Here is a 23588-nt window from a genome sequence, read left to right as displayed (position 1 = left end):
CTAAAGCAAAGTACCCAGCTTGAAAATTACTCAACACAGGGCTTAAATCTTCTAAGCCGCGCACCTTACAAAAGAAGGTGCGCGGCTTAAAATTTACTTAATAATGGGCTTAAATCTTCTAAGCCACACAATCTAAACAACTCTCAAATTAACCTTTGGGAGCGGGATCGGCAATGTATTGGAAAGTAGGTTCTGAGTTCCAAGGGCCGCGTTCATCCTTGCCATTTGTTGACAAGTTAAAGTAGAGATCCACAGTGGAATCTGGCGGAATATTACCGAACAGCGGATCGGTGAGTTTACCCAACGCTTCGAGAGCTTTCATGAACATTTCAGTGTGAGAAATTTCGCGAGTCAGCAGAAAGTGCAGGGTCTTTTTCGTTCCCATATCCGGTGCTAGTTTAATCAACTCTTCGTAGGTTTGGCGAGCTCCTGCTTCCGCACCGATATTAGCGCGTAAATCGCGCACTACATCGCCACCTTCGTTGACGTAAGCACCCGTCCAAGCTTGACCTTGGCTATCCAGCAAGTGCGGACCTACACCTCGCACCGCAAACAAAGTGCTTTTATAAGCTTCTGTTTGGTCAACGTTTTTGGTGTGCATTTCGATGAGTTTGCCCACCATTTCTAAGTGGCTGAATTCTTCTATTGCAATATCTTGGAGCATATCCTTAATCCCTGCATCTTCACAGTGAAAGGACTGCACCCAGTATTGCAGAGCTGCTGTGAGTTCTCCGGTTGCTCCGCCAAACTGTTCTAGGAGCAATTGGGCAAAACGGGGGTTGGCTTCGTCTACTGTCACCGCAGCCATTAATTGTTTTTTGTGAAAAAACATGGATCGATACCTCTTTTAATTCTGTTGTTACAGTCTCTGGATTGCAGACTTGTAGCTGTGTTCACCTTCAGCATCCATTGTGCGACAAGCGATCGCACCGAACCTCGGTCGCTGGTTACATCTAGCGCGACAAATTTCTCTGCTTTCAGGTAGAGTTTAAAGTTAAAATTTTAGTTAGTTAGTCGGTATAAACATTACAATTTAGGAGCAGCATTATTGTCGCACTCGGTTAATTTTGCTGACAGGGCATCGAGGTGTCGCAGCCACTGAATGCCGCCAACCCAACTGCGAGAGGGAAGGTGTCCGATTGGTGCTTGCTGACTAAATTTAATCTGCCCTAAAGTAGTAGCAGAATTGTAGGTTTGCCAGTGAACCCGATCGCAAAATCTGATATAGTCTCCCTTAACGCTTTCATAAATCTGCTTTTGGACGCTGAAGCCAAACCGACCTTGACTGTAGCGCAACCAAAGGCGATCGAGTGTTTGCAAATCTTCGCAGGGGAGCTGGTAAATTTGGCTAATTTCTAGCTGAGTTCCCGGTGGCTGGGAAAGAGATTGACACATCAAGCCCCAAGTTTCGCTATCGGCTTCTTTCCATTTTTGGTTAGACAAAAAATTTCGCAGTTTGGTATAATCTACTCCCCGTGCAGAAATTAGGGCTTGATCGAGATTTGAAGTAACAGATAAGGAAAAAGTTTCTGCGGAATTTGCGACGTATTTTGTCGGTAAAATGGGAGAATCAGAAGTTTGTAGGGCGCTGATATCGGTTGAGTTGTCGCTATTATCGAGAGCAGGAGCGATCGGCGTTTTGGGCGAAAGCAAATTTTGATCGCGAATATCTAAAGCTGCTTGGATATCGTGCAAAACTTCCGTAGCAAAACTGTACCGCTGAGTGAGACGAGTTTGCAGCAATTTATCTAAAATTTCACCTAACTCGTCGCTAAGACTCGTGGCTTTGGGGAGAAACTCGCGCCACCACCAGCGCTCGTTGTCGCAGTCGTACATATCCAAGGGAGGAACTTGCGTCATTAGGCGAATGCAAGTAACACCTAAACTGTAAAGGTCGCTAGCAGGAAATACTTTGCCGCGCATTTGTTCGGGAGCTACATAATCTTGACTGCCGATGACCGTTGCTGGACGAAGCATAGCTGAATCAGTCAGCAGTTTGGCAATGCCGAAATCGATCAATACGAGTTTGTTGTCTGACTGTCGGCGGATAATATTTTCAGGTTTGATGTCGCGGTGAATGATGCGCTTGTCGTGGATAAATTGCAGCACGGGCAATAAGTCTTGCAGCAGTTGCCAAATTTTCTCTTCATCGTATACACTCTTGTCTAATTCTTGTTTAAGAGTCGATCCCTCTATAAACTCTTGAACTAAATAAATATGACCTTCTTGTTCAAAGCAGGCTAATAATGTAGGGATTTGCGGGTGTTTTCCTAGTTCGTCTAAACGGACGCCTTCTTGCCGAAATAATTCAACGGCTTTGTTGAAAATTTCGGGGTCACGGTCGTAAAAATAAAATTGCTTGACTGCACAGGGGGGTAGAGATGGGATGTCTTCATCAATTGCTAGAAAAGTTTTACCAAATCCGCCTCTACCTAAAAGTTCAATCGGGCGATATCGCTGTCTCAGCACCAGGTTAAAGCCGCAGTTTAAGCAAAATTGTGCGGCGTTGGAGTTCTGAGGATTTTGACATTCAGGGTTCACACAGTAGCTCATATCGATTTTAGATTTTAGATTTTAAATTTTAGATTGCGGACAAGACTTTTTTTTAAACGAACCGCGCAGACGCGAAGCGGCGCGAAGGAATAGGGAAGAGAGAAGAGAGAGAAAAGGGATGGTGGAAAACTCATGCGGTGTGGGATAAGCTGTCCCGCTTCGGGCGTTGTATTTTTCGGGCGGGCGGGACACCCCACAAGCATTTCATCTGAGATGTTGCCCCATTCTCAATAAGGCTTTTAGGGGCGGGCTAGAAGATCCCACCCTAAAAGAAATTCATTCTTTGTGGAACAGGCATCTTGCCTGTTCTTAAAAATGGTGCCAGAGGTGAGTTTTATCAAACAGGACTGTGAAATGTAGATGCGCCTGGGGTGATAAGGCTATTTTAATGCGCTAGATCGAATCGGGACGCTACCAGATCTGCCGAACCCACGCCGCATGAGTGCTGGGGGCGAGATAATTGCCGATCGCACAAGCCGATCGCACAGAGCGAAAATTGTGCTAAACTCTTACTGTGCTTGGAATTTGAGGCACAATCGATCTGTCTGGTTCAGGGACGCTCAGAAATATTTCCAAATATTTTTGCCTTACCCCTAGACTTGTGCTGAGATCTGATGCTATAGTTAAAACTGATACGGCGAGCGTAGCCAAGTGGTTAAGGCAGTGGTTTGTGGTACCACCATTCGTGGGTTCAAGTCCCATCGTTCGCCCTTTTGATTCTCAACAGTTTAATTAGATCGCCCGTCGCCTGTATGGTAATTTGCGATGGTCGTAGGGTGTGCAATGCACACCTTAATTTTTTTTGGGATGTCGCGGTTCTGTCGCCACAAGTTCCGATGTGCTAATCTTAAATCCAATCTAAAATCTAAAATCTAACATCTAACATCAAAATATGCCATCTTTAGTAACAGAAGATTGGGGATATAAATTTAGTGGCGATCGCACAATTAATAAGTTTATTCGGGATATAGAAGGAGAAGCAGCTTTAGGGAAATATTGCGATTGGGAATGCAAAGAACGTGCGGAAATTCTGATGTCGGAGATAGCTGGCAAATCCCACAATCTTTTCTACGTCCGCCGCCAAAAGGTAAATGAGAGATTTTCTGAAGAAGAAATCTGGGAATTGCTGCTTGCTACGGATGGAGATGATTTTGAATTACCTCAATTGTTGCAAAAAGCCGATCGCACTTTGCGGTTGTTAGCAACTGTACGCTGTGAAGACGGAATCGGGGGTTTAAAACTGCTGGATGCTGGTTTGGTGGCGGTTCCCAGAGGGAGGAAAGATGGGTACGCTTTGCCTGTTCAGTTGCGACTTTTGGCTAACAGTAGATCGCCAATTCCTGCAAAGTCGATCGCCCGCGTCCAAAAAATGCCATTTTGGGACGATAGACACATACCGACTACCGAACAGCTAAAAGTTTGGCACACTTTTTTAAATGTGGAAAAACGCATCGCGGAAGCGCGTCAATTTTGCGTACCTTTCCGAGGACACAATTACGGTTCCGGCTTTAAAATCGTCACTTTTGAAATCGATCGTAATTCCGCAACTCTTGACGGCTATGATGAAAATTCCTTACAATTGGGCGACTTTCGCGAAAGGCTAAAAAAAGCCAGAAATGAAGAAATAATCCTGTTTGATTCGCCGCCCGGAAGCAGAAGCAGCCGCGATGGAGAGACATTGGGTAGCATCGCTGAAATTGACTTTGAATATAGTAAATTACGAATTAAGTTAGATGTTGATTTAGGCGATCGCATGGCGGGCGGCAGATATCAACTGCCCAAACAAGGATTCTTATATTTTGAGGCGGCGGGCGATATCAGTCAGATCGAACGCAAGAAGAAAGCTTTAAAAATGCTGACAGACGGGCGCGCTCAAAATCCCTATTTGAGTGAGTTTTTATTCGATTCTTCTCAGGCGAGACTGCCGGAAAAACTGATTAAATTGGATCGGGAAAACTTATTAAATCGCAATGCTAATGAGGATCAACTTGCCGCCGTAGAAACGGTGCTTTCGGCGCGGGATTTAATTTTGATTCAAGGGCCGCCGGGAACGGGCAAAACGACTGTGATTGCGGAGATTTGCTATCAAATCGCCCGTCAGGGCGGCAAAACGCTCATTGCTTCGCAAGCAAATTTGGCTGTAGACAATGCTTTGAGTCGGTTAGTACACAATCCGGCGATTCGGGCTTTGCGGAAGGGAAAAGCTCATAAGGTGCAGGAAGAAGGGCAGCCGTTTTTAGAGGAAAATGCGATCGGCACTTGGCTGCAAAATACGGCGACTGACTGCGAAGAAAAGCTCTCGCAGCGCCTGACTAATGTCAAATCTTTGCGGCAGTTGGTGGCAGAATCAGAGCGATTTACCGCCTACTGTGCCGCAGAGAGAGATTTCTTTAATGAACTCAAACACCTGCACGACCGTAAAGCCAATCTTGAGGAAAAGTGCAGCCAGCAAGCAGCAGATTATGAACGGATTTTAAGCGAAAAAAGCGAGATTGAATCTCTAGTTAGTGGACTAGGAAATTTGCTAGATGCGCCGAATGTCAACTGGGAATCTCCAGAAGTTGCCGAGTTTATGCCCCAACTAAAACCCTATTCAGAAGGTAATGTTTTAGTAGAAAACTTTATGGCAAATGTTCGGATTGCCACCAGCAATGCTACTCAAATCGGCTTCGATCGTCCTGCTTGCGGCGCGTTTGGGATTGCGGTTTGGCTGCAGGAAACTGTAGCAGGGCAAATATCAGAATTTAAGACGGCATTCGATCGCGCCGATGATGTTTGTCACGCTATGTCGGCGGTTGCGGAGTCGTTGCGGGTGTCGCGGCAGATGTCTGAGGCTGTGAATCAACTCGAATTGGGCGATCGGCAAAATCAGACACACCGCCACAATCTCGAACAGAAAATCAAGAATTTGGAACTGCGAAAAGCGGAAATTGCAGCCGTTGTCGTCGCCGTTGCAGAGTGGATCGAGACAGCGGATACGGGACTCTATGAAGTCGTGAAGGCTTGCTGGGAAACGGGCGCAATGCTCACGGATGATATGGTAGAATTGCCCGCAGGATTGCTGAAAATTGCCCGATCGCTCAAATTGCCGATCGTGCCGCCCAAATGCAAAATCAATTTGCCCGATTTGGATCGGTTGCAAAAGGCGATATCCCACGAAGAAAGCGCAGGTTTTAAGGACATACAAGGGCAACAGTTCCGGTTTAGCGAGTTTCTGCACCTAAATTTGAGTCAAACGCCGATCGTGCTCTCTGCGGGCGATCGTACACAGTGGCAACAACTCGCCAAAGACTTCGCCAGCTATTCCCAAGTCAGTCAAAGTCAGCGCAAATTTATCATCGAAAAAGCTCGCACTTTCTTAGGTAGCATTCAACAATTTTATAGTGAATCATTACACCCAAATCATATCCAGGCTACCTTCGATCGCCTAGTCAAAGAATTGCTGCACAGTATCCTCGCAAATGCCCGTCAGTGCGTGGTTCCCCTGAAAACCGAAACCGAACAGCAGCTTATCAAACAGCAACAATTATTAGATAAAATCGGTCAAACCTTAAACCAGCAGCAAATATCCGCCGCTAAACTTCAGGTAGAAACAGCACAGCAAGAGGCAAACTTAAAAATTAGCGAAGTTACTAATTTGTTGCAAGCAATTGTCCAACAGCCAAATGTACCTGAAAAATTGCGGATTTTATCCGAACAATATCTCGCCCAAAAATCGAATATTTGGGAGCAACCGCAGCAGTTTGTCAAGCAAGTTGAGGCTTGGAAAGCCAGCCTGATTCAGCTTGAAAAATCAATTGCTGACCTCGACCCTTTTGGGGTTTTGGAAACCATCAAAAACACTCTTGACGAGCATTTATCTCCGCTGCAAACTGCGGCTGCAACTTCGCAGCAGCAACTCGCCGAACTTCAAACAGAATTGAGCGAAATAAACGCTCAACTGCAACAGCAGCAACCGACAGCAGCATTACTGCTTGAAAGAAATTGGTGGGAGTCAGCATGGCAAACTATCCCGACTCAATATCAGCCAGAAGTTCCGAATACAGGATTATTTACCGTAGCTTTTTTAAACAAAATTAAGCGTTTATTCAAAACTTGGGAGCGGAAATTAGAACAAGAAGAAACAGCCCTAAATCGTTCTCAAAAATTTGTGACAGATTGGATTCAAAAACTCCGCAATCCATCAGAAAAAGACCGCAACGATTTAAAGCAAATTTATATTGACAATGCCAACGTTATCGGCATTACTTGCGTGCAAGCTGCTAGCTTCGATTTTACTAAAAACTTTCCCAGCTTTGATGCAGTCATCATTGACGAAGTTAGCAAATGCACTCCCCCAGAGTTATTAATTCCCGCTTTGAAAGGCAGAAAGTTAGTATTAGTGGGCGATCACAGGCAATTGCCGCCGATGTTTAATCAAAGTACGATCGACGATATTGCCGACGACATCGGCTGTACCGGAGACGAACTTAGCTTTATCAAAGAATCGCTGTTCAAAGTTTTGTTTGAAAATGCCAGCGACAGCATCAAAAAAATGCTGACAACTCAGTATCGAATGCACCCACAAATCATGGGCGCAATCAATCAATTTTACCAGCAAAAACTCAACTGTGGCATTCAGGAAGCTGACACCAAGCGCGCCCACAACCTCGCAGGTAGAATCATTCAAGAAAATAATCACATTCTGTGGGTGAAAACGCCCATCGGACAAGGGTTTGAAGAAGAGAAACAGGGTACTTCGCGGTTGAATGTCAAGGAGATTGATGCGATCGAGCGTTTGTGCGAACAAATGGAGACAGCTTGGCGGCCCAAAGTTGCCGAGGGTGAACCGCCGAAAGAAATCGGAATTATCACTTTTTATGCTGCTCAATTAAATGCAATTAAAGACAGAATCGAAGGCGAAAGATTCCCTGCTTTGAGCATCCGCACTGGTACTGTTGACATATTTCAAGGCATGGAAAGACCTGTAATTATTGTCAGCACAGTGTGCAATAATGTTAGGGGCGATATTGGATTTGCTAAGGAACCGGAACGGGTGAATGTGGCATTTTCCCGCGCTCAAGAATTGCTGGTAGTTGTCGGCTGCCACGATTTATTTACCCAGCAAACAGGTACAGTGGGAAAAATGTATCAGGAAGTTTCAAAAACGGTGCGTCACTGCGGAGGTTTTGTAGATGTTTCTAGCGTCCTCAACTAAACCCATAGACTCGAATTTAAGTTCGCTAGCCGAACAGATTGAGCAACAAAATCCGGGTTTGTCAGTGTTGGCGGCGCGTCAATTTCGCTTCGCAATCCGCCAAACTCCGCTGGAGGTGGCGATTAGCGAACCGCGCGAGTTTAACGTGTTGGAAGAGTTCATTTTGCGGGCGGGTGTTGAGTTTGAACCTGCGCCAACTTTGAAGGAATTGGCGGATTTGCTGGGATTGGACGAGATTTTTGTGAAGACTACGGCCGCGACTCTGGTTAGTTTGGAAAGCTTGGAGGTGGCTGAAAATGGAAAAATTGCGATCGCCCCGCAAGGTAGAGATTTTTTCGAGAAAGGTGCAGTTAGTCGATCGCAAATTCAATCAATTTACGCCATTTCCGATCCGCTGAATCAAACTCTTACCTTTAAATTCGATCCTTTAGCCGCAGAATCGGTCAACTTACCCGATTTAGCAGATTTAGTATCCCTCGAACATAAAATTAGCGACCTTGCGAATTTAAGTCTAGCAGAAATCCAGCCGTTAATTCAAGCTTCCGGCTTAGGAATTCACGTCCCACAAAACGGCCAAATAGTCTCTGCTTGCGATGTCGTCGGCGACGACTTAGATATTTGGCAAACAGTTTCGATTTTTGTGTTGCTAGATGCGATCGAAAATAAAACTACTATTCAAGCCAGACAGGGAAAGCAAATATTAGAAACAGCATCAAACCGACTCAACGAACTTGAATCCCAGCAAAAACTTTCCTTAAATGACTTGTGCAAATTAGCCCCCGACATCGCACAGCAAGAATCCGAGACAATCCCCGTCCCGAAAACTCCTAAAAAGCCATCTAAGAAGAAACCCAAGAAAACGATATGATGAGGACTAAATTCCTGATTGCGAACTGGTTTGTAGTAAGGACTTTAGTCCTGATTAACTGATATCTTGCACCATTCTCAATTACTTGTTTAGGAACGGGCAAGATGCCCGTTCCACAATAAAATCAAGTTTTGTGGAACGGGCATCTTGCCCGTTCTTGACAAGAGTACAACATATAACTATTAACCAACAAAGGAGGTAATTGTGCAATATACTTAGATTCCCAACTTCTTGAAGAAGTCGGGGATCTAATTCGCCCTACTGAGCCTTAACGCATTTCAGCATCCGCAAAGTAGTCGCGGCCGCGTAATTCTGCTTTGCAGAATCATTCGCAGCAAACCGATCGCCAATTTCGTTAATAGCGGCAGCAACAGAACAATAATAAGACCTTTGAGTAAAAATAGAAGCAGCCCAATAATTCTGAGTGTCTGAAAAAGTTTTAGACGGCTCTTTAGCAACTAAATCCCGGTTCATTCCCCGGGCAGAGAAACCAAATTCCGCCGCTCGACGGAGCACCGCCATCAATTCAGCGCGAGTGACGGACTGCGTAGGTTTAAAAGTTCAATCTTGATAACTGCTAACTATCTTGTTTTCCCGCGCAAATAGAACTTTTCAGGCACTCCAGCGGAGAATATCAACATCGCTATAGGGACGGATAGAAACATTGCTAGGAAATGTAATATAGCATCTTGTATTCTTTTCCAGGATTCCAATACTAAAGATACCAATTGCTCTCTGGTAACAGCAAGTTGCAGCCGAAAGGTATTATTTTGAGAAAACCGGGCTACAAATCCAAAGCCCACAGCTTCTTTAATTTCGGAAGCGTAGATATCATCGGTAGCTATCTCCGAATTGTAGAAAAGCCAGTATGGCCTACGGTATTGGTATTTCCTGCGGTATTGTCTGCGGTATTGGTATTTCCTGCGGTATTGGCTGCGGTGATGGCTGCGGTATTGGCTGCGGTGATGGCTGCGTTATTGGCTGCGGTGATGGCTGCGGTATTGGTATTGGTATTGGTATTGGCTGCGGTATTGCTTCGGTATTGCCTCCGGTATTGCCTCCGGTATTGCCAATTTCTTCCGGTGCGGATTGATTGGTAGTGAAATAAAAGTGACCTAATGTGCGGCCTTGATAAGCTCTTTTACTCAATCGCCAAGCAGGATCGAGAGTGATTTTCATGAAGTCGTTAACATCGCCGTTTGTGCGACCGATAATCACCGATTTACCTTGGTAATCTACCGGAGTTCCAATTAGTAGAACATTGCCATCAACAGTTTCCAAAGTTAGGGTGTATTTTAATGCTAAATCGGTGCCTGCCATGCGAATTGAAAAGCCGTTGCTGTCTGTTGCGCGGCCACAAATACCGGTGAAATCAAAACTAACTAATAAGGGATCGACTTTCACGGGATTAGAGCCACTTTCGCTCCAGCATTTTCGCTTGTCAGATACTTGTTCTAGAATTAGCAATTGGTAGCCGCCGGAAGGGCGGGGTTGGGCGATGACAATTACTCGGTCTTGGTTAATGTCGGTTTCGTCAAAAGTAAATGCTTTAGCCGAACCGATCGCGCCAAGTGTTAAAATTGCTGAACCTGCCAGTGCGGCCACTGTTCGTGCCAATGAATGTTTCATGATTTTTCCCTATTGGCTCCTTATTGTGATGAGACTTATCTAGAATATAAAAAATTCGCCCTCTTCCAACAACAAGATAGAATTTTACCATCTCTTGTTCCGGTGGTACCAAGTGCGATCGATCCGCGATCGTCACCTTGGTTCGTAGTGAGAACTAAAGTCCGAGCGAATTTTTATCAGGACTTGAGTCCTCACTACAAAGTTATAACCGTTATTTTACCGAGGAACTTGATAAGCTGTTCGGGCTCTAAATTGTATTTTCCGGGCGGGCGGGACGCCCTCTCCACAAGAATTTAAGGGAAGTTGACAGTAAAATTTAGATGGGCCTGGGCTTATTACTTGCGGGAAACGAGCGCACTATTCACAAAAAAATGGTGCGTTACACTTGGTTAACGCACCCTAAAACAAACATTCAAAAAGTGTCTTTGCCCTCTAGCGGAACATACTGCTAACAGAACTATCTTCGTGAATCCGCCAAATAGTTTCTCCGAGCAAATTGGCTACCGAAAGCACCGTCAACTGCTTAAAACGGTTCTCTTCAGGCACAGGAATTGTATTCGTAACAATTACCTCTTCCAAAATCCCGCTAGACAAGCGCTCGATCGCCGGAGGCGAAAACACCGCATGAGTAGCACAAGCATAAACCTGCCTCGCACCCTCGCGGCGCAACAATCTCGCACCTTCAGAAATCGTGCCGGCAGTATCGATCATGTCGTCCACCAACACAGCAGTTTTGCCCCTGACATCACCGATAAGATTCATCACTTCTGCCACGTTGTGAGCTTGGCGGCGCTTGTCAATAATTGCCAGGGGAGCATCACCAAGCTTTTTGGCAAAAGCTCTCGCCCTAGCGACTCCGCCAACATCCGGCGAAACCACAACAATATCCGTCAATTGCTTGCTCGCCAGATAATCCAAAAGCACCGGCGAACCGTAAACGTGATCGAAAGGAATGTCAAAATAACCTTGAATCTGAGCTGAGTGCAAATCCATCGCCAAAATGCGACCGGCCCCAGCTTCCGTAATCAAATTAGCCACTAATTTTGCAGTAATCGACTCTCTTCCGGCCGTTTTGCGGTCAGCCCTAGCATATCCGTAATAGGGGATGACGGCAGTAATTTGTCTGGCCGAAGCGCGGCGACAAGCATCGATCATAATTAACAATTCCATGAGGCGATCGTTTACCGGACAGCAAGTTGGCTGAATCAAGTAAACATCGCAACCCCGAATTGATTCTTGAATTTGAACGTAGAGTTCCCCATCAGCAAACCGCTTGCGAACCATCGGCCCCAAATCGATCCCCAGATAGCGAGCCACCTCTTGGGCGAGAGGAACATTAGCAGAACCGGAGAACAGCCGCAGACGGTCATGAGCGGAAACCGGCGGCTCGGGAAGCGGAAGCGGTAAAGTAGCAGAACGGATCACAGCAGGCCTCTTGCAGGACATTTATTCCATCGCTATCTTACCATCTGAAACTAGAAATATTCAGCCAATTTTTTAATAGATTTAACATTCGGGGCGGCCACAAGTGTGAAGTTAGGCGAATTGAATAGGACTTGCAGAAATATGTCCAACAAATCCGGTTTCTACCCCACATTCGGTACCCTTAACGGTCACAATCGGTTTTTACTTATTTTTATCCAGCCATAAAACTATGAATTATACTTGAATACCGTACATTAACGGATAAAAAACTTTTTAAAGGCATAATTGATTACTGTAAAGATAGAGTTTTCTGCGTAATTATGCTGTGCGACACCCCCAAGGTGTGGAATGTGGGTTGTAGCGAACTCTGTACTGGCAGAAGTACGATCGCACTTGTGTCCCGGCGTCTAAAAGTTCTGGCGTGAGTCAATTTGGGGCCGAGGCTGGAAGTCAAGCCGCCCAAAATTCAGTCGAAGGCCGAAGGCATCCGGGTTCAATGCGATAAAAATGCCGCCAACAGGCAATAAACTTGAAAAATACTGTAAAAAAAGTTAAGAATCGGAAGCATACTCCAGATTTTTGATATTGGGCAAAGCAAGGTAGAAATCGATGAGCTTAAGAGAACGCATTGACGCAGAAATCAAAGCAGCCATGAAGTCCAAGGACAAAGTTCGCTTGGAAACAGTTCGCGGCATCAAGAAATTTATTCTCGAAAAAGAAGTCAGCCTTCGTCCCTCTGGCCAAGAGACGCTGACAGAAGCTCAAGAAATGGAAATTTTGATGCAAATAGCCAAACAGCGCCGGGATTCGATCGAACAATACCGCAAAGGTGGCCGCGAAGATTTAGTGGCACAAGAGGAGGCGGAGTTAGCAATTGTTGAAGAGTATTTGCCGCCGCAGATGTCAGACGAAGAGGTGAGTCAAGTCGTTGACGAAGTGATTGCTTCGGTTGGCGCTACTTCTGCAAAAGATATGGGCAAGGTGATGGGCAAGGCAATGCAGCAGCTTAAGGGCAAAGCAGACGGTAACAGAATTCAAGACATGGTGAAAGCAAAGCTTAGTCAGTAGTCAGTAGTCAGCAGACATCTCCCATAAATAATCTCCAGCTTTATAGAGATGTATAGCCTAGACCGAGGGGCGACAATTTATTAGGGCTAAGGCCAAAAAACCCGGTTTCTACGAAAAATCGTGCATTTCTCCCTTGAGATATTGACGCAGAAACCGGGTTTTAGATCGGGTTTGCGGGTTGCAACCTGTGTATTTTCGTGAAAAAACCCGGTTTCTGAGCATCCTTGCGTCCAAGAATGTCAAAAAAATGTAAAATACTAACTTTGGTCGGGACTGGGGACTACAGATAGTGAAGTATGCTCAAGAGCATTAAAGACATAGCATTACTAAGTCTGTGAGCGATCGTCTATTTTTTAACAGTTTTTACTTAAACTTATGCAGCCACCTATTGCTATTGGAACTCTCCTACAAAACCGCTACCGCTTGGTGAATATTTTAGGTCAAGGGGGATTTGGCCGGACTTATTTAGTAGAAGATTTGGGACGGTTTCAAGAACGCTGCGCCCTGAAGGAATTGATCCCAGTGCAAAGCGGGCCTTACGTTTTGGAAAAATCGAAGGAATTGTTTCAAAGAGAGGCGGCAATACTTTACCAAATTGGGCACCCGCAAATTCCCCAGTTTCGGGCAATATTTGAAGAGAACCAGCGTTTGTTTTTAGTGCAGGATTACGTGGAAGGGATGACTTACCGCGAACTGCTGCTCGATCGAACTTCAAATGGTCGCAGCTTCACCGAAGCCGAAGTTTTGGTATTTATCCGGCAAATGCTGCCGGTACTCGCTCACATCCACGCCCGCGGCATCATCCACCGCGACATCTCCCCAGAAAATATCATCCGCAGGGAAAACGACCAAATGCCGGTGCTGATTGACTTTGGAGTGGTGAAGGAACTCGCCACCAAAGTCCAGTCTCCCGAAGGAACAGCCCACGCGACAACTGTCGGTAAAATCGGTTACGCGCCGATGGAACAGTTGCACAGCGGGCGAGCAACAGCCAGCAGCGACCTCTACGCTTTAGCTGTAACGGCGATCGTCCTGCTGACAGGCAAAGAACCGCAGGAATTGCTCGATCAAACAACGCTGCAGTGGAATTGGCAGCAGCAAGTGCAGGTGAGCACGGGTTTGGCTTTGGTGCTGAATCGGATGTTGAGCCGGTCTCCGGGCGATCGATATCAATCTGTCAGCGAAGTTGCCCAAGCACTCGACGCCCAAACTAATCCTAAGCCTAGCCAGCCAACTGTACCGCCCGCGCCAGCAGTGGTGCCGACAAACCCTTCGCTAATAGCAACGGTGGCCGTGGGCAGGCCGCCAGAGCCCGCCGCCCAGAGTTCCCCCCCGCCAAACCAGCCAGACCCGTTAAGTGAGCCTGCTGGCGACACTTTTTGGGACAATCCCATTGCTGCGATCGGACTGCTGGCGGGCTTAGTAATCTTGACTGGCTTCGGTTCCTGGGCTTTAGTCGGCTCATTTCTCAACAATTCGCGCCCCAAACCCACTCCGACACCGCCAGCACTTACAAGTCCGACGCCGACACTAACTCCGATACCAAACCCGCTACCTTTGCCAACCCCAACCCCGCAACCTTTGCCGGAACCAAGCCCAGAACCTTTGCCAGAACCAACCCTAGAACCTTTGCCGGAACCAAGCCCAGAACCTTTGCCGGAACCAAGCCCAGAACCTTTGCCGGAACCAAGCCCAGAACCCAGCCCAGCGCCAACTCCGACACCAAAACCGACGCCCGCGCCGACTCCCGCGCCCAAACCGACGCCCAAACCGACGCCCGCACCCAAACCAGCACCCGCGCCGTCGCCAACACCAGCACCAACACCCGCGCCAACTCCCGCACCAACTCCGGAACCGGCCCCAACACCCGCACCGTCGCCGGAACCGGCCCCAACACCCGCACCGTCGCCGGAACCGGCCCCAACTCCTGCACCGTCGCCGGAACCGGAACCGGAACCCGCGCCGGAACCGGAACCAGCACCAACACCCGCACCATCGCCGGAACTCTAAACTTCTGGCAAAATTCCCCTAGACTGAGGTTGAGGCCAATTATTTGTTAGCTTTTTGCCAATGAACTCGCTGCTAATTGCTGGAACTGATACCGACGCGGGCAAAACTGTTTTGACCAGCGCTCTGGCTGCTTATTGGCAAATGTATTTTCCCGATCGCAGTTTGGGAATTATGAAGCTGTTGCAAACGGGAACGGGCGATCGCGAACTCTACACCCGTTTGTTTTCCCTCGACCAATCCCCCGAAGAACTCAATCCGCTGCACTTTGATGCGCCTCTAGCACCGCCGATCGCCGCCGAACGGGAGGGGAGACGTATCGAACTCGAAAAGGTCTGGACGGCTTGGCAAAGCCTCTCGCAGCGCAAGGATTTTGTGTTGGTGGAATCTTTGGGAGGGCTGGGATCGCCTGTAACGTGGGAACTGACGGTGGCCGATATTGCCAGGGATTGGCGGCTGAGGGGGGTTTTGGTAGTACCTGTGAGGTTGGGGGCGATCGGGCAAGCTGTAGCGAATGTTGCTCTCGCCAGACACACTGGTTTTAAGCTGAGAGGAATTGTGCTCAATTGCGTTAAAGCTTATTCGGAACAAGAAATTGCCGATTTAGCGCCCGTTGATTTGATCCAGTCGCTGACTCAAATACCTGTGTTGGGTATTTTGCCGCATTTAGATGACCCGACTGACCTTGCTAAATTAGCTAAAGTTGCTTCAGATTTAGATTTAGAGCGGTTACTGCCAGGAGTTAATTTAGTTGCTCAGACTTCTAAATAACCCTATTCTCAACACCTCTCTTTCTCATTCTTCTCTTCCTCTGCGTACTCTGCGGCCTCTGCGGTTAAAAACTAAGATTTTATTTTAACCGCAGAGATCGCAGAGAGCGCAGAGAAAGAAAAGAGAGAGTTTTACAAATTGCTATAAGGAGAATAAAACATGGTTTCTACTTTACCGAATTTAACCTCTGTCGATTTATCTCAATTGCGGCTGGAGATTAGAAATTTGCAGCCTCAGCTAGTCGAATGGCGTCGCCTTTTGCACCAAAAGCCGGAGTTGAGTTTTGATGAAAATTTAACGGCGCAGTTTATATCACAAAAGTTGCAGGAATGGGGCATAGATCATGAAACTAATATTGCTAAAACTGGTATTGTCGCAACTATAGACAGCGGCAAACCGGGGCGGGTTTTGGCAATTCGGGCGGATATGGATGCTTTGCCGATTCAAGAAGAAAATGAGGTGGATTATCGATCGCAGCATGATGGAATTATGCACGCTTGCGGCCACGACGGCCACACTGCGATCGCCCTCGGTACTGTCTGTTATCTGGCCAAGCACAAACACAGCTTTTCGGGTAAAGTAAAATTTATCTTTCAGCCCGCTGAAGAAGGGCCAGGGGGTGCAAAACCGATGATTGAAGCGGGAGTTTTGAAGAATCCTGATGTTGATGCGATCGTCGGCTTGCATTTGTGGAACAATCTGCCTTTAGGCACTGTAGGCGTCCGCAGCGGCGCTTTGATGGCGGCTGTCGAAGTTTTTGACTGCACGATTTTTGGCAAAGGTGGACACGGCGCAATGCCACATCAGACTGTGGACTCGATCGTAGTTACAGCCCAAATTGTCAGCGCTTTGCAGGCAATCGTCGCGCGGAACATTGACCCGATCGACTCAGCGGTAGTAACTGTCGGCAACTTCCACGCAGGCCACACCCACAACGTCATTGCCGATACCGCTCAAATCGGTGGCACGGTGCGCTATTTCAATCCTGCATATCAAGGTTATTTTGTAAAGCGAATCGAGCAAGTAATTGCCGGAATTTGTCAAAGTCACGGGGCAAATTACCAATTAGATTATTGTTCGCTTTATCCGCCAGTTATTAATGATTCGAGAATAGCTGAATTGGTGCGCGGGGTGGCAGAATCAGTTGTCGAAACTCCTGCAGGCATCGTTCCCGAATGTCAAACAATGGGGGGCGAGGATATGTCGTTCTTTTTGCAAGAAGTCCCCGGTTGTTATTTCTTTTTGGGTTCAGCAAATGCAGAGAAAAACTTGGCTTACCCGCACCATCACCCGCGTTTTGACTTTGATGAAACTGCGCTGGGGATGGGTGTAGAAATGTTTGTGCGGTGTGTCGAAAATTTTTGTGCTATGTAAATAAGCCTTTTATGGGCGGGCTAGAAGCCCACCCCACAAGAAATTGATTCTTTGTGGAACAGGCATCTTGCCTGTTCACGAAAATGGTACAACATCTCAGATATTACCGAGTTTGAAAGATATTCTGCACCATTTTCTTATCTACACTCGCCGCTGCCTTATCCAATTCGGCAATCTCCCCGGAGTCTAACTCCCAGCCCAAAGCACCAATATTATCCCTCGCCTGTGCCGCAGATTTCGCCCCCGGAATCGGAATAGTTTCTTTGCAGATGCACCAGTTGATTGCTACCTGGGAAACAGTCTTGTTTCTGAATGCAGCTATTTCTCGCAAACATTCCAAAAGCGATCGCATTCCCGGAAGTAGCTGCTTGCACGCCAAACCTCGAATACCTTTAGGAATAGAGCCATTTTCCGAGTATTTACCCGTCAGCAAACCCAAGGCTAGAGGACTGTAAGCAATCAATTTTATCCCCAATTCATCGCAAACATCTTTCAACCCGAGTTCTGTCACCGGATAGGTAGAAAGTAGCGAATATTGCACTTGTAAAGTAACAATAGGAATTTGGCGATCGCTAAATTTCCTATGCACCCATTTCAGCCGTTTCGGCCCGTAATTAGACAAGCCCACTCCCTTAACCAATCCTTGCTCGTAAAGGTCAGCCAAACCATCTAAAAGAGCCCCCTCTTGCCAAGGAGCGTAATTGGCTGTAGACCAGTGCATTTGTACCAAATCTACATTTTTTCCGAGGCGCGCCGCAGAGGCTTTGCAAGCCGATATCATTGATTGTCGCGTCAGTCTCCAAGGATAAGCAGCCAGTTTTGTCGCAATACAAATACTGTCTTTGTTTGCACCTTGATATTGTTGAGAAAACTGCCCCAAAAGCTGCTCGCTGCGTCCGTTTAATTTGCCAGTTCCGTAAGAGTCACCGGTATCGAATAAAGTGACGCCGTTACTAACACAAAGATTGAAAACGGCTTGCAATTCCTCGTCCATACTTTCATTGTAGCCCCAGAGCAATCTGTTGCCCCAGGCCCAAGTGCCGCAGCCCATTTTTGGCAGTAAAATTGTTTGCTTTGTTTGCATTTTTATTGATGGGAGTTGTTGGTAATACGGATATTTTATAGGAACATAACTCGGTATCCCATAGCCCCCAGCAGAGCTGTTTCATTCTGCCACGGGCCGCCAGGGACTCAAGTCCCTGTCTAATAGCATAAGTCGGTTAAAACCGACTCAAATAGTAATCTCAATTTTGAAAATTAGAGTTACACATATATTCTGCGCTAACTCTATACAAAAACAGCTTTGATAAAATTGCTACAGTCGTCTAAAGACGACTTCAGCTATGAAACAGGGGTTTAAACCCCTGTTGGACTGTCGGACTAATGGCACGCCCTACAAAATTACCAATGACTGATGACTCTTTATTCTTTTACGTGGTGGGCGAGGGTGAAGGTGCGGTGTTTTTAATAGGTTGCTCTGGCTTAGCTTTCGGGTCGGGTTTGGGTGGCGCAGGTGGAGGAAAATTCGCCGCGCGTCTGGGTATTTGTAGCGCTGTTCGGAATGCAGAAGACGGGAAGAAAGCACTAAATTGAGAAAGTCGATCGGCGGTGGGTTCTGGCGCATATTCCCACAAGCTTTCGTAGTAGAAGAAAGCGACGCCTAAGCCGTATTCTTGGACTGCTTGCACCTGAGATTTAATTTGCTGAATCGGTACGGGGTTATTTCTCAAGCCTGTCATAATCCCAACTCCGGTGGGAATTTTTTGCTGTGCTTCTTGCATTTCTGGACGGTTAATCTTGTCAACAAATGATTCTAGATTGGGACGGTAGACTTGCACGATTAGCTCGTCGGCAATATCCAAACGCACCCAAGCCAGCCAATCTTGTAGGTGATGTTTGTAAGCAAAATCGTAGTAATTGGGAGAAATCGAGAAAATTGCATTGGGTTTGACTGCTTTGACGGCTTGATTTAGCTGCGACATAAAAGCGGTAATTTTATTTGCTCGCCACTGCACCCATGCTGGATTTTGAAAATCTTTTGGCGGAGCTTTTTTTGTTTCTTTGGTATACAAAGCAACTGTGTAGTCATCGTAGCCAAATTCGGCCGGCAAACTCATGTGATCGTCAAATTGAATGCCGTCTGCGTTATATTGAGTGGTGATTTCTAGTACGAGTTCGGTAATGAATTGCTGGACTTCTGGATGAAAGGGATTGAGCCAAACTACTTCGCCGCCGGCGTCGTTTGATGTTTGGCTGCCGTCCTGTTTTTGTGTCAGCCACTCGGGATGAAGTGTGGCTAATTCTGATGTGGGAGGAGCCATGAAACCAAACTCAAACCAAGGAATCACTAACAGGCCTTGGCGGTGAGCTTGATCGATTAAATCGGCGAGCATATCTTGTCCGTCTAACCCTCTGTAAACAAAGGGTTGAATGTCTCTTTGCTGCGCTACATAGCTGGGATACATTGCATAGCCAGAATTCCAGGCTACAGGATAAATTGTGTTGAAATTTAACCGCTTTAATTGGCTGACAGCATCTCCTAGTTTGCGACGATCTCTGAGGATGTCTTTGTCGTTTGTCGTCATCCAAACGCCGCGAATTTCCTGGCGGGGTTGCTGGGCGATCGCCGGAATTAAGTTGTTCGCCAGCAATACTATAATGAATGAGAGGGCAAACAGAAGCGGGAAAAGAGTTTTAATCGATCGCTGCCAACTGCGCGGAATGATGCGTAATGTCATAGTTTTGAATGGTGAGTTAGCTATCGAAACACACCCCGGCATAATTTGGTGATAAAATTTGGTCGCTCTACAGTCTACAGCCATTGGCGCTGAATGTGGAATCGGTTAAGTGCAATAAGTGGATTGATGTTATGCGATCGCAACTAAGCGAAGTATAATCTATGACACAGAGAGTAGATGAGAGCATTATGTCAAAGTGCTGGGAAATCATTCATTACGCACTGCAAGCTCTCTTTACCGGACAGTGTGGCCCAAGGAATGCGATTGCTGTACAATATCGGTGCTGGAATATTTCGATCGAACATCTGTAATTGTGAAAGATTTAGTGTTAATTGGTGGCGGTCACAGTCATGCTATCGTATTAAAAATGTTCGGCATCAAACCGCTGCCGGGAGTGCGTTTGACTCTGATTAGCGACGTGCTGCACGCGCCTTATTCGGGGATGCTGCCGGGACACGTTGCCGGGTTTTACGATTATGATGAATGTCACATCGATTTGCGATCGCTCGCTGAATTTGCCGGGTGTCAAATATTGGTCGATCGGGCGATCGCGATCGACTTTAACAAAAACTTAGTTATTTGTCAAACTCGCTCTCCGGTTAATTTTGATGTGCTTTCTGTGGATATCGGCAGCACTCCTGCGACTTTATCTGTACCGGGTGCCGCTGAATATGCAATTGCAGCTAAACCCGTACCGGAGTTTTTAGCTAGCTGGAATCAGTTGATAGAATATAGGCAAAATCATCCCGATAAACCGCTGCGGATCGCAATTGTCGGTGGCGGTGCAGGCGGCGTAGAATTAGCATTAAATATGCAATCTCGATTGGGGAAGGAAGAAGGGTTCGGCAACGGATTGTGTAACGGATTTAACGGATGGATATTAAGGTACAGCGAAAGACGTAAGAGAGAAAAGGGAAGGGGGAAGAAAGAAGAAGAATTAGAAATTCATTTGTTTCACAGCGGTGCTGAATTAATGCCTGCACATAACCATCGAGTGCGTCGGCGCCTTCAAGAAATTCTGATTAGTCGTGGCGTTAAAGTGCATTTAAAGGAAAAAGTCTGTGCTGTAAAAAAGATTGAGAGACAAACCAATCCTCAATTCCCTACCGATTACCAAATTTCCTGTAAATCAGGTTTAGAATTAGAGTGCGCTCGCATTTTTTGGGTGACACAAGCATCGGCAGCAAATTGGATCAGAGAATCCGGTTTAGCAGCCGATTCAAACGGCTTTATCCAAGTCAACGATTGCCTGCAATCAGTCTCTCACCCCAACGTATTTGCGGCTGGAGATATCGCAGCGATGGTTAATTATCCCCGTCCCAAAGCGGGCGTTTTTGCCGTGCGTCAGGGCAAACCGCTGTTTGAAAATTTGCAGCAGTTTTTATTGGAAAAACCGCTGAAACCATTTGCACCGCAGGAACAATACTTAGGGTTAATTGGTACTGGGAATAAAAGGGCGATCGCATCTCGCGGATCTTTCATGTGGGAATCGGCGCTGCTGTGGTACTGGAAAGATTGGATCGATCGCCAATTTATGCAAAAATTTAGCAATGTGCCCAAAACCCGCAATACCAAATAGCAATACATTCAGATATTCTCCTCTCTTCCTCTGCGTCCTCTGCGGTAAATAAAAAAAGTCTTATTCAAAAACCCTTTAAGCTTGCTATAGTAATATCAGAAGTAAGAAAAACTAACTATGTTCAGAAAAATTGGATTTTGGGTGATTTGGATTGCATTTACCACCTACGCCTTTGTATTTGCACCACCCGACAGCCCAGAACAAACCATCACACTAATTACCAATCTTTCCACAGGCAAAATAGCAGACATCAACCCTTTAATTGTAGCGTTGTTCAACCTCATGGGAGTCTGGCCGCTCATCTACAGTTGTGTCTTATTTGCTGACGGCAGGGGCCAAAAAATACCTGCATGGTTGTTTGCCACTTTATCCTTTGGCGTCGGTGCCTTTGCCTTGCTGCCTTATTTAGCCCTGCGCGAACCTAATGCAGAATTTCGCGGTCATAAAAATATCTTTTTAAAGATATTAGACTCCCGTTTTACTGGAATTTTCTTAACATTAGCTGCTGTTGGTTTAGTTGCCTTTGGCTTGACAAAAGGCGATTGGTATGATTTTTTTGCCCAGTGGCAAACCAACCGTTTTATCCACGTAATGAGTTTAGACTTTTGTATGCTTTGCCTACTATTTCCTGCCTTATTAGGAGACGATATGGCCCACCGAGGAATGCAGAATTCTACAGCTTTTTGGGCGGTAACATTAGTGCCGCTGTTCGGGCCGCTGGCTTATCTGTGCACGCGCAAATCGCTGCCGGAAACTAATACTGAAACTGTTACGAATTAGACAGCCGTGCAGGGAAGTTTCAGTGTAATGTAGGAATTAATCACAAGTAATCAGACAAGAAACAGGCAAGATGCATGTTTCATAACAATAAGTAAGTTTTATTGTGGGTCGTTGCTCCTAGTTGCCCGCCCATGAAACACTGATTACAAATAGTGCAAAATCTGAGTATTAATCTAAATAATTATCTCCCAACCTCTAGCAAATGAAAAAATTTCCGATTGTTGGCATCACAACATACAACCGCTGTCCAGCAGGCGAATATCGTTTAAATGGAACTTATATTGATGCAGTTCAGGCGGCTGGTGGCATTCCGATTTTACTGCCGCCCAATCAATTAGATCCGGCTAGTATTTTGGATGCAGTAGATGGTTTGATTTTTTCCGGGGGCGGAGATATCAACCCAGAACTTTATGGCGGTTATGTCGATCGCACAGTTTACTCGGTTAATGCAGAACGCGACAATTTTGAATTAAACTTAGCAAAGCTAGCTTTGAAGGCTGACATACCTGTGTTGGGGATTTGCCGGGGAATGCAAATGTTGAACGTAGCCAGCGGCGGCAGTTTGGTGATTCACGTACCGGATGCTTACGGAGAAGAGGTTAATCACGGATCGGGAATTCCCCCGCGCGCGATCGAGCATACCATTGAAATTGAGCCAAACAGTCGGCTAGCAAAAATTATGGGAAAAACTTCAACAACAGTTGTTTCCTGGCATCATCAAGCAGTGCGGAAGGTAACATCCGATTGGCAAATAGTAGCCAATGCACCTGACACTTTGGTAGAAGCAATGGAACACTGTTATCACCCTTGGATGATAGCAATTCAATGGCACCCGGAAATGTCACCTAACTGTTCGTTCAACTCTCGAATTTTTCAGGCTTTCGTAGAAGCAGCAGCTTCAAGATTTATAAATTCTACCAAGTCCGAATCAAAGGCAATTTATACATTTTGATAGTCACTTATTCTTGATAGTCAGTATCTATTTCAATATCCAGGGTATCTTCATCTATTCTGACATAAAGAACATTCGGGCGACAGCAAACCTGACAATCTTCGATATATGATTGCTCCATACCACCGCTGATATCAACAAAAGTTGTACTCGGTTCGCCGCAGAAAGCACAGTAATATTCAGCCGTTGTTTGCATCTTTTTCGCACTCTCTTTTTGTGACTTCGTGGCGGTAGCGAAACATATCTGTTAACCGCATTTCCACCCACCAACCTAACAACAAATCGACAATCGGGCCGCCCGGTATCGAAAATGCGATCGCATCTGTCAATCTAGTCTTGCCATTTTCTGAGGTAAACTCGTGTCGGTGAGTCCAACGTGCCATCGGCCCCTCAGTTTGTTCATCAACAAACAAGCGATATTGTTCGCACTCAGTGTGAGTCGCCACCCATTTTACAGGAATCGGCCCCAATAACAGGCGAAATTCTGATACAGCACCCACATCGAGTCCCCCTTCGCGTCGAATGATTTTCACCGGTTGCCAAGGCGGAGTCAAAAGTTGCAGAATGTCGGGCCTTTCGTGAAAGTTCCAGACTGCTTCAACAGTGGCATTAATCAGCGACGAGTATTTAAAATTGGGCATTGTATC

General features: G+C 46.3%; 18 protein-coding genes and 1 tRNA gene. 10 read left to right on the top strand and 9 right to left on the bottom strand.

Features of this window, described 5'->3' with window-relative positions; all coding sequences use genetic code 11:
• Window positions 1–148: 148 nt before the first annotated feature.
• On the bottom strand, window positions 149–832 hold the full coding sequence (locus tag QUA25_RS07805; protein ID WP_333036883.1) for a manganese catalase family protein: 684 nt from the start codon (window positions 830–832) through the stop codon (window positions 149–151).
• 194 nt (window positions 833–1026) lie between these two features.
• On the bottom strand, window positions 1027–2553 hold the full coding sequence (locus tag QUA25_RS07800) for a serine/threonine-protein kinase (RefSeq protein WP_333036882.1): 1527 nt from the start codon (window positions 2551–2553) through the stop codon (window positions 1027–1029).
• Window positions 2554–3190: 637 nt separating this feature from the next.
• On the opposite strand from QUA25_RS07800, the gene QUA25_RS07795 reads away from it, so the two are divergent.
• The 3 genes from QUA25_RS07795 (at window position 3191) to QUA25_RS07785 (ending at window position 8618) form a co-directional block, all read left to right on the top strand.
• A tRNA-His gene (locus tag QUA25_RS07795) sits at window positions 3191–3263 on the top strand.
• 182 nt (window positions 3264–3445) lie between these two features.
• A complete protein-coding gene (locus tag QUA25_RS07790) occupies window positions 3446–7750 on the top strand; it encodes an AAA domain-containing protein (RefSeq protein ID WP_333036881.1) in 4305 nt (1434 codons plus the stop codon).
• On the top strand, window positions 7728–8618 hold the full coding sequence (locus tag QUA25_RS07785; RefSeq protein WP_333036880.1) for a hypothetical protein: 891 nt from the start codon (window positions 7728–7730) through the stop codon (window positions 8616–8618). Before QUA25_RS07790 ends, QUA25_RS07785 begins: the two co-directional genes overlap by 23 nt.
• A gap of 258 nt (window positions 8619–8876) precedes the next feature.
• Here the strand turns inward: QUA25_RS07785 and QUA25_RS07780 are convergent, their stop codons facing one another.
• The 3 genes from QUA25_RS07780 to QUA25_RS07770 all read right to left on the bottom strand — a co-directional run bounded on the left by QUA25_RS07780 (window position 8877) and on the right by QUA25_RS07770 (window position 11672).
• Window positions 8877–9140 (bottom strand): hypothetical protein, encoded by a 264-nt coding sequence (locus QUA25_RS07780; RefSeq protein WP_333036879.1) that lies wholly within the window; start codon window positions 9138–9140, stop codon window positions 8877–8879.
• A 351-nt stretch (window positions 9141–9491) separates the two neighbouring features.
• Window positions 9492–10247 carry a DUF3747 domain-containing protein gene (locus QUA25_RS07775; protein WP_333036878.1) on the bottom strand — a complete coding sequence of 252 codons (756 nt, stop codon included), beginning with the start codon at window positions 10245–10247 and terminating at the stop codon, window positions 9492–9494.
• Between the two features lie 432 nt (window positions 10248–10679).
• The gene (locus QUA25_RS07770; RefSeq protein ID WP_190734335.1) at window positions 10680–11672 is read right to left on the bottom strand and encodes a ribose-phosphate pyrophosphokinase; all 993 of its coding nucleotides are present in this window, start codon (window positions 11670–11672) and stop codon (window positions 10680–10682) included.
• A 609-nt stretch (window positions 11673–12281) separates the two neighbouring features.
• Here QUA25_RS07770 and QUA25_RS07765 point away from each other — a divergent pair.
• The 4 genes from QUA25_RS07765 to QUA25_RS07750 all read left to right on the top strand — a co-directional run bounded on the left by QUA25_RS07765 (window position 12282) and on the right by QUA25_RS07750 (window position 16892).
• On the top strand, window positions 12282–12740 hold the full coding sequence (locus QUA25_RS07765) for a GatB/YqeY domain-containing protein (RefSeq protein ID WP_333036877.1): 459 nt from the start codon (window positions 12282–12284) through the stop codon (window positions 12738–12740).
• A gap of 375 nt (window positions 12741–13115) precedes the next feature.
• A complete protein-coding gene (locus QUA25_RS07760; protein ID WP_333036876.1) occupies window positions 13116–14750 on the top strand; it encodes a protein kinase domain-containing protein in 1635 nt (544 codons plus the stop codon).
• Between the two features lie 60 nt (window positions 14751–14810).
• The gene (bioD, locus tag QUA25_RS07755; protein WP_333036875.1) at window positions 14811–15518 is read left to right on the top strand and encodes a dethiobiotin synthase; all 708 of its coding nucleotides are present in this window, start codon (window positions 14811–14813) and stop codon (window positions 15516–15518) included.
• A 159-nt stretch (window positions 15519–15677) separates the two neighbouring features.
• Window positions 15678–16892: a M20 family metallopeptidase gene (locus tag QUA25_RS07750; RefSeq protein ID WP_333036874.1), complete on the top strand. Its 1215-nt coding sequence runs from the start codon at window positions 15678–15680 to the stop codon at window positions 16890–16892.
• Window positions 16893–16995: 103 nt separating this feature from the next.
• On the opposite strand, the gene QUA25_RS07745 is transcribed toward QUA25_RS07750, so the two are convergent.
• Both QUA25_RS07745 and QUA25_RS07740 read right to left on the bottom strand, forming a co-directional pair.
• On the bottom strand, window positions 16996–17976 hold the full coding sequence (locus tag QUA25_RS07745; RefSeq protein ID WP_333036873.1) for an aldo/keto reductase: 981 nt from the start codon (window positions 17974–17976) through the stop codon (window positions 16996–16998).
• Window positions 17977–18322: 346 nt separating this feature from the next.
• Window positions 18323–19714: a glycoside hydrolase family 10 protein gene (locus tag QUA25_RS07740; protein ID WP_333036872.1), complete on the bottom strand. Its 1392-nt coding sequence runs from the start codon at window positions 19712–19714 to the stop codon at window positions 18323–18325.
• A gap of 229 nt (window positions 19715–19943) precedes the next feature.
• Here QUA25_RS07740 and QUA25_RS07735 point away from each other — a divergent pair, with 229 nt between their 5' ends.
• The 3 genes from QUA25_RS07735 to QUA25_RS07725 all read left to right on the top strand — a co-directional run bounded on the left by QUA25_RS07735 (window position 19944) and on the right by QUA25_RS07725 (window position 22941).
• Window positions 19944–21209: an FAD-dependent oxidoreductase gene (locus tag QUA25_RS07735; protein WP_333036871.1), complete on the top strand. Its 1266-nt coding sequence runs from the start codon at window positions 19944–19946 to the stop codon at window positions 21207–21209.
• 117 nt (window positions 21210–21326) lie between these two features.
• Window positions 21327–21989 (top strand): DUF2834 domain-containing protein, encoded by a 663-nt coding sequence (locus QUA25_RS07730; protein ID WP_333036870.1) that lies wholly within the window; start codon window positions 21327–21329, stop codon window positions 21987–21989.
• Between the two features lie 202 nt (window positions 21990–22191).
• The gene (locus QUA25_RS07725; protein WP_333036869.1) at window positions 22192–22941 is read left to right on the top strand and encodes a gamma-glutamyl-gamma-aminobutyrate hydrolase family protein; all 750 of its coding nucleotides are present in this window, start codon (window positions 22192–22194) and stop codon (window positions 22939–22941) included.
• Window positions 22942–22948: 7 nt separating this feature from the next.
• Here QUA25_RS07725 and QUA25_RS07720 read toward each other — a convergent pair whose 3' ends face one another.
• Window positions 22949–23137 carry a CPXCG motif-containing cysteine-rich protein gene (locus QUA25_RS07720; protein ID WP_006635525.1) on the bottom strand — a complete coding sequence of 63 codons (189 nt, stop codon included), beginning with the start codon at window positions 23135–23137 and terminating at the stop codon, window positions 22949–22951.
• Window positions 23121–23582: an SRPBCC family protein gene (locus tag QUA25_RS07715; protein WP_190745192.1), complete on the bottom strand. Its 462-nt coding sequence runs from the start codon at window positions 23580–23582 to the stop codon at window positions 23121–23123. The genes QUA25_RS07720 and QUA25_RS07715 overlap by 17 nt, the downstream gene beginning before the upstream one ends.
• Window positions 23583–23588 lie beyond the last annotated feature (6 nt).

This window comes from Microcoleus sp. Pol17C6 (assembly GCF_036701145.1).
Classification (GTDB): Bacteria; Cyanobacteriota; Cyanobacteriia; order Cyanobacteriales; family Microcoleaceae; genus Microcoleus.
Note: the sequence above shows the minus strand (reverse complement) of the source record. Positions and strands in the feature narration are given on the sequence as shown.

Excerpts from the sequence above, each read along its gene's own strand:
- QUA25_RS07805 (WP_333036883.1), bottom strand. The coding sequence starts at position 832 with ATGTTTTTTCACAAAAAACAATTAATGGCTGCGGTGACAGTAGACGAA.
- QUA25_RS07800 (WP_333036882.1), bottom strand. The coding sequence starts at position 2,553 with ATGAGCTACTGTGTGAACCCTGAATGTCAAAATCCTCAGAACTCCAAC.
- QUA25_RS07790 (WP_333036881.1), top strand. The coding sequence starts at position 3,446 with ATGCCATCTTTAGTAACAGAAGATTGGGGATATAAATTTAGTGGCGAT.
- QUA25_RS07785 (WP_333036880.1), top strand. The coding sequence starts at position 7,728 with ATGTTTCTAGCGTCCTCAACTAAACCCATAGACTCGAATTTAAGTTCG.
- QUA25_RS07780 (WP_333036879.1), bottom strand. The coding sequence starts at position 9,140 with ATGGCGGTGCTCCGTCGAGCGGCGGAATTTGGTTTCTCTGCCCGGGGA.
- QUA25_RS07775 (WP_333036878.1), bottom strand. The coding sequence starts at position 10,247 with ATGAAACATTCATTGGCACGAACAGTGGCCGCACTGGCAGGTTCAGCA.
- QUA25_RS07765 (WP_333036877.1), top strand. The coding sequence starts at position 12,282 with ATGAGCTTAAGAGAACGCATTGACGCAGAAATCAAAGCAGCCATGAAG.
- QUA25_RS07760 (WP_333036876.1), top strand. The coding sequence starts at position 13,116 with ATGCAGCCACCTATTGCTATTGGAACTCTCCTACAAAACCGCTACCGC.
- bioD (WP_333036875.1), top strand. The coding sequence starts at position 14,811 with ATGAACTCGCTGCTAATTGCTGGAACTGATACCGACGCGGGCAAAACT.
- QUA25_RS07750 (WP_333036874.1), top strand. The coding sequence starts at position 15,678 with ATGGTTTCTACTTTACCGAATTTAACCTCTGTCGATTTATCTCAATTG.
- QUA25_RS07745 (WP_333036873.1), bottom strand. The coding sequence starts at position 17,976 with ATGCAAACAAAGCAAACAATTTTACTGCCAAAAATGGGCTGCGGCACT.
- QUA25_RS07740 (WP_333036872.1), bottom strand. The coding sequence starts at position 19,714 with ATGGCTGTAGACTGTAGAGCGACCAAATTTTATCACCAAATTATGCCG.
- QUA25_RS07730 (WP_333036870.1), top strand. The coding sequence starts at position 21,327 with ATGTTCAGAAAAATTGGATTTTGGGTGATTTGGATTGCATTTACCACC.
- QUA25_RS07725 (WP_333036869.1), top strand. The coding sequence starts at position 22,192 with ATGAAAAAATTTCCGATTGTTGGCATCACAACATACAACCGCTGTCCA.
- QUA25_RS07720 (WP_006635525.1), bottom strand. The coding sequence starts at position 23,137 with ATGCAAACAACGGCTGAATATTACTGTGCTTTCTGCGGCGAACCGAGT.
- QUA25_RS07715 (WP_190745192.1), bottom strand. The coding sequence starts at position 23,582 with ATGCCCAATTTTAAATACTCGTCGCTGATTAATGCCACTGTTGAAGCA.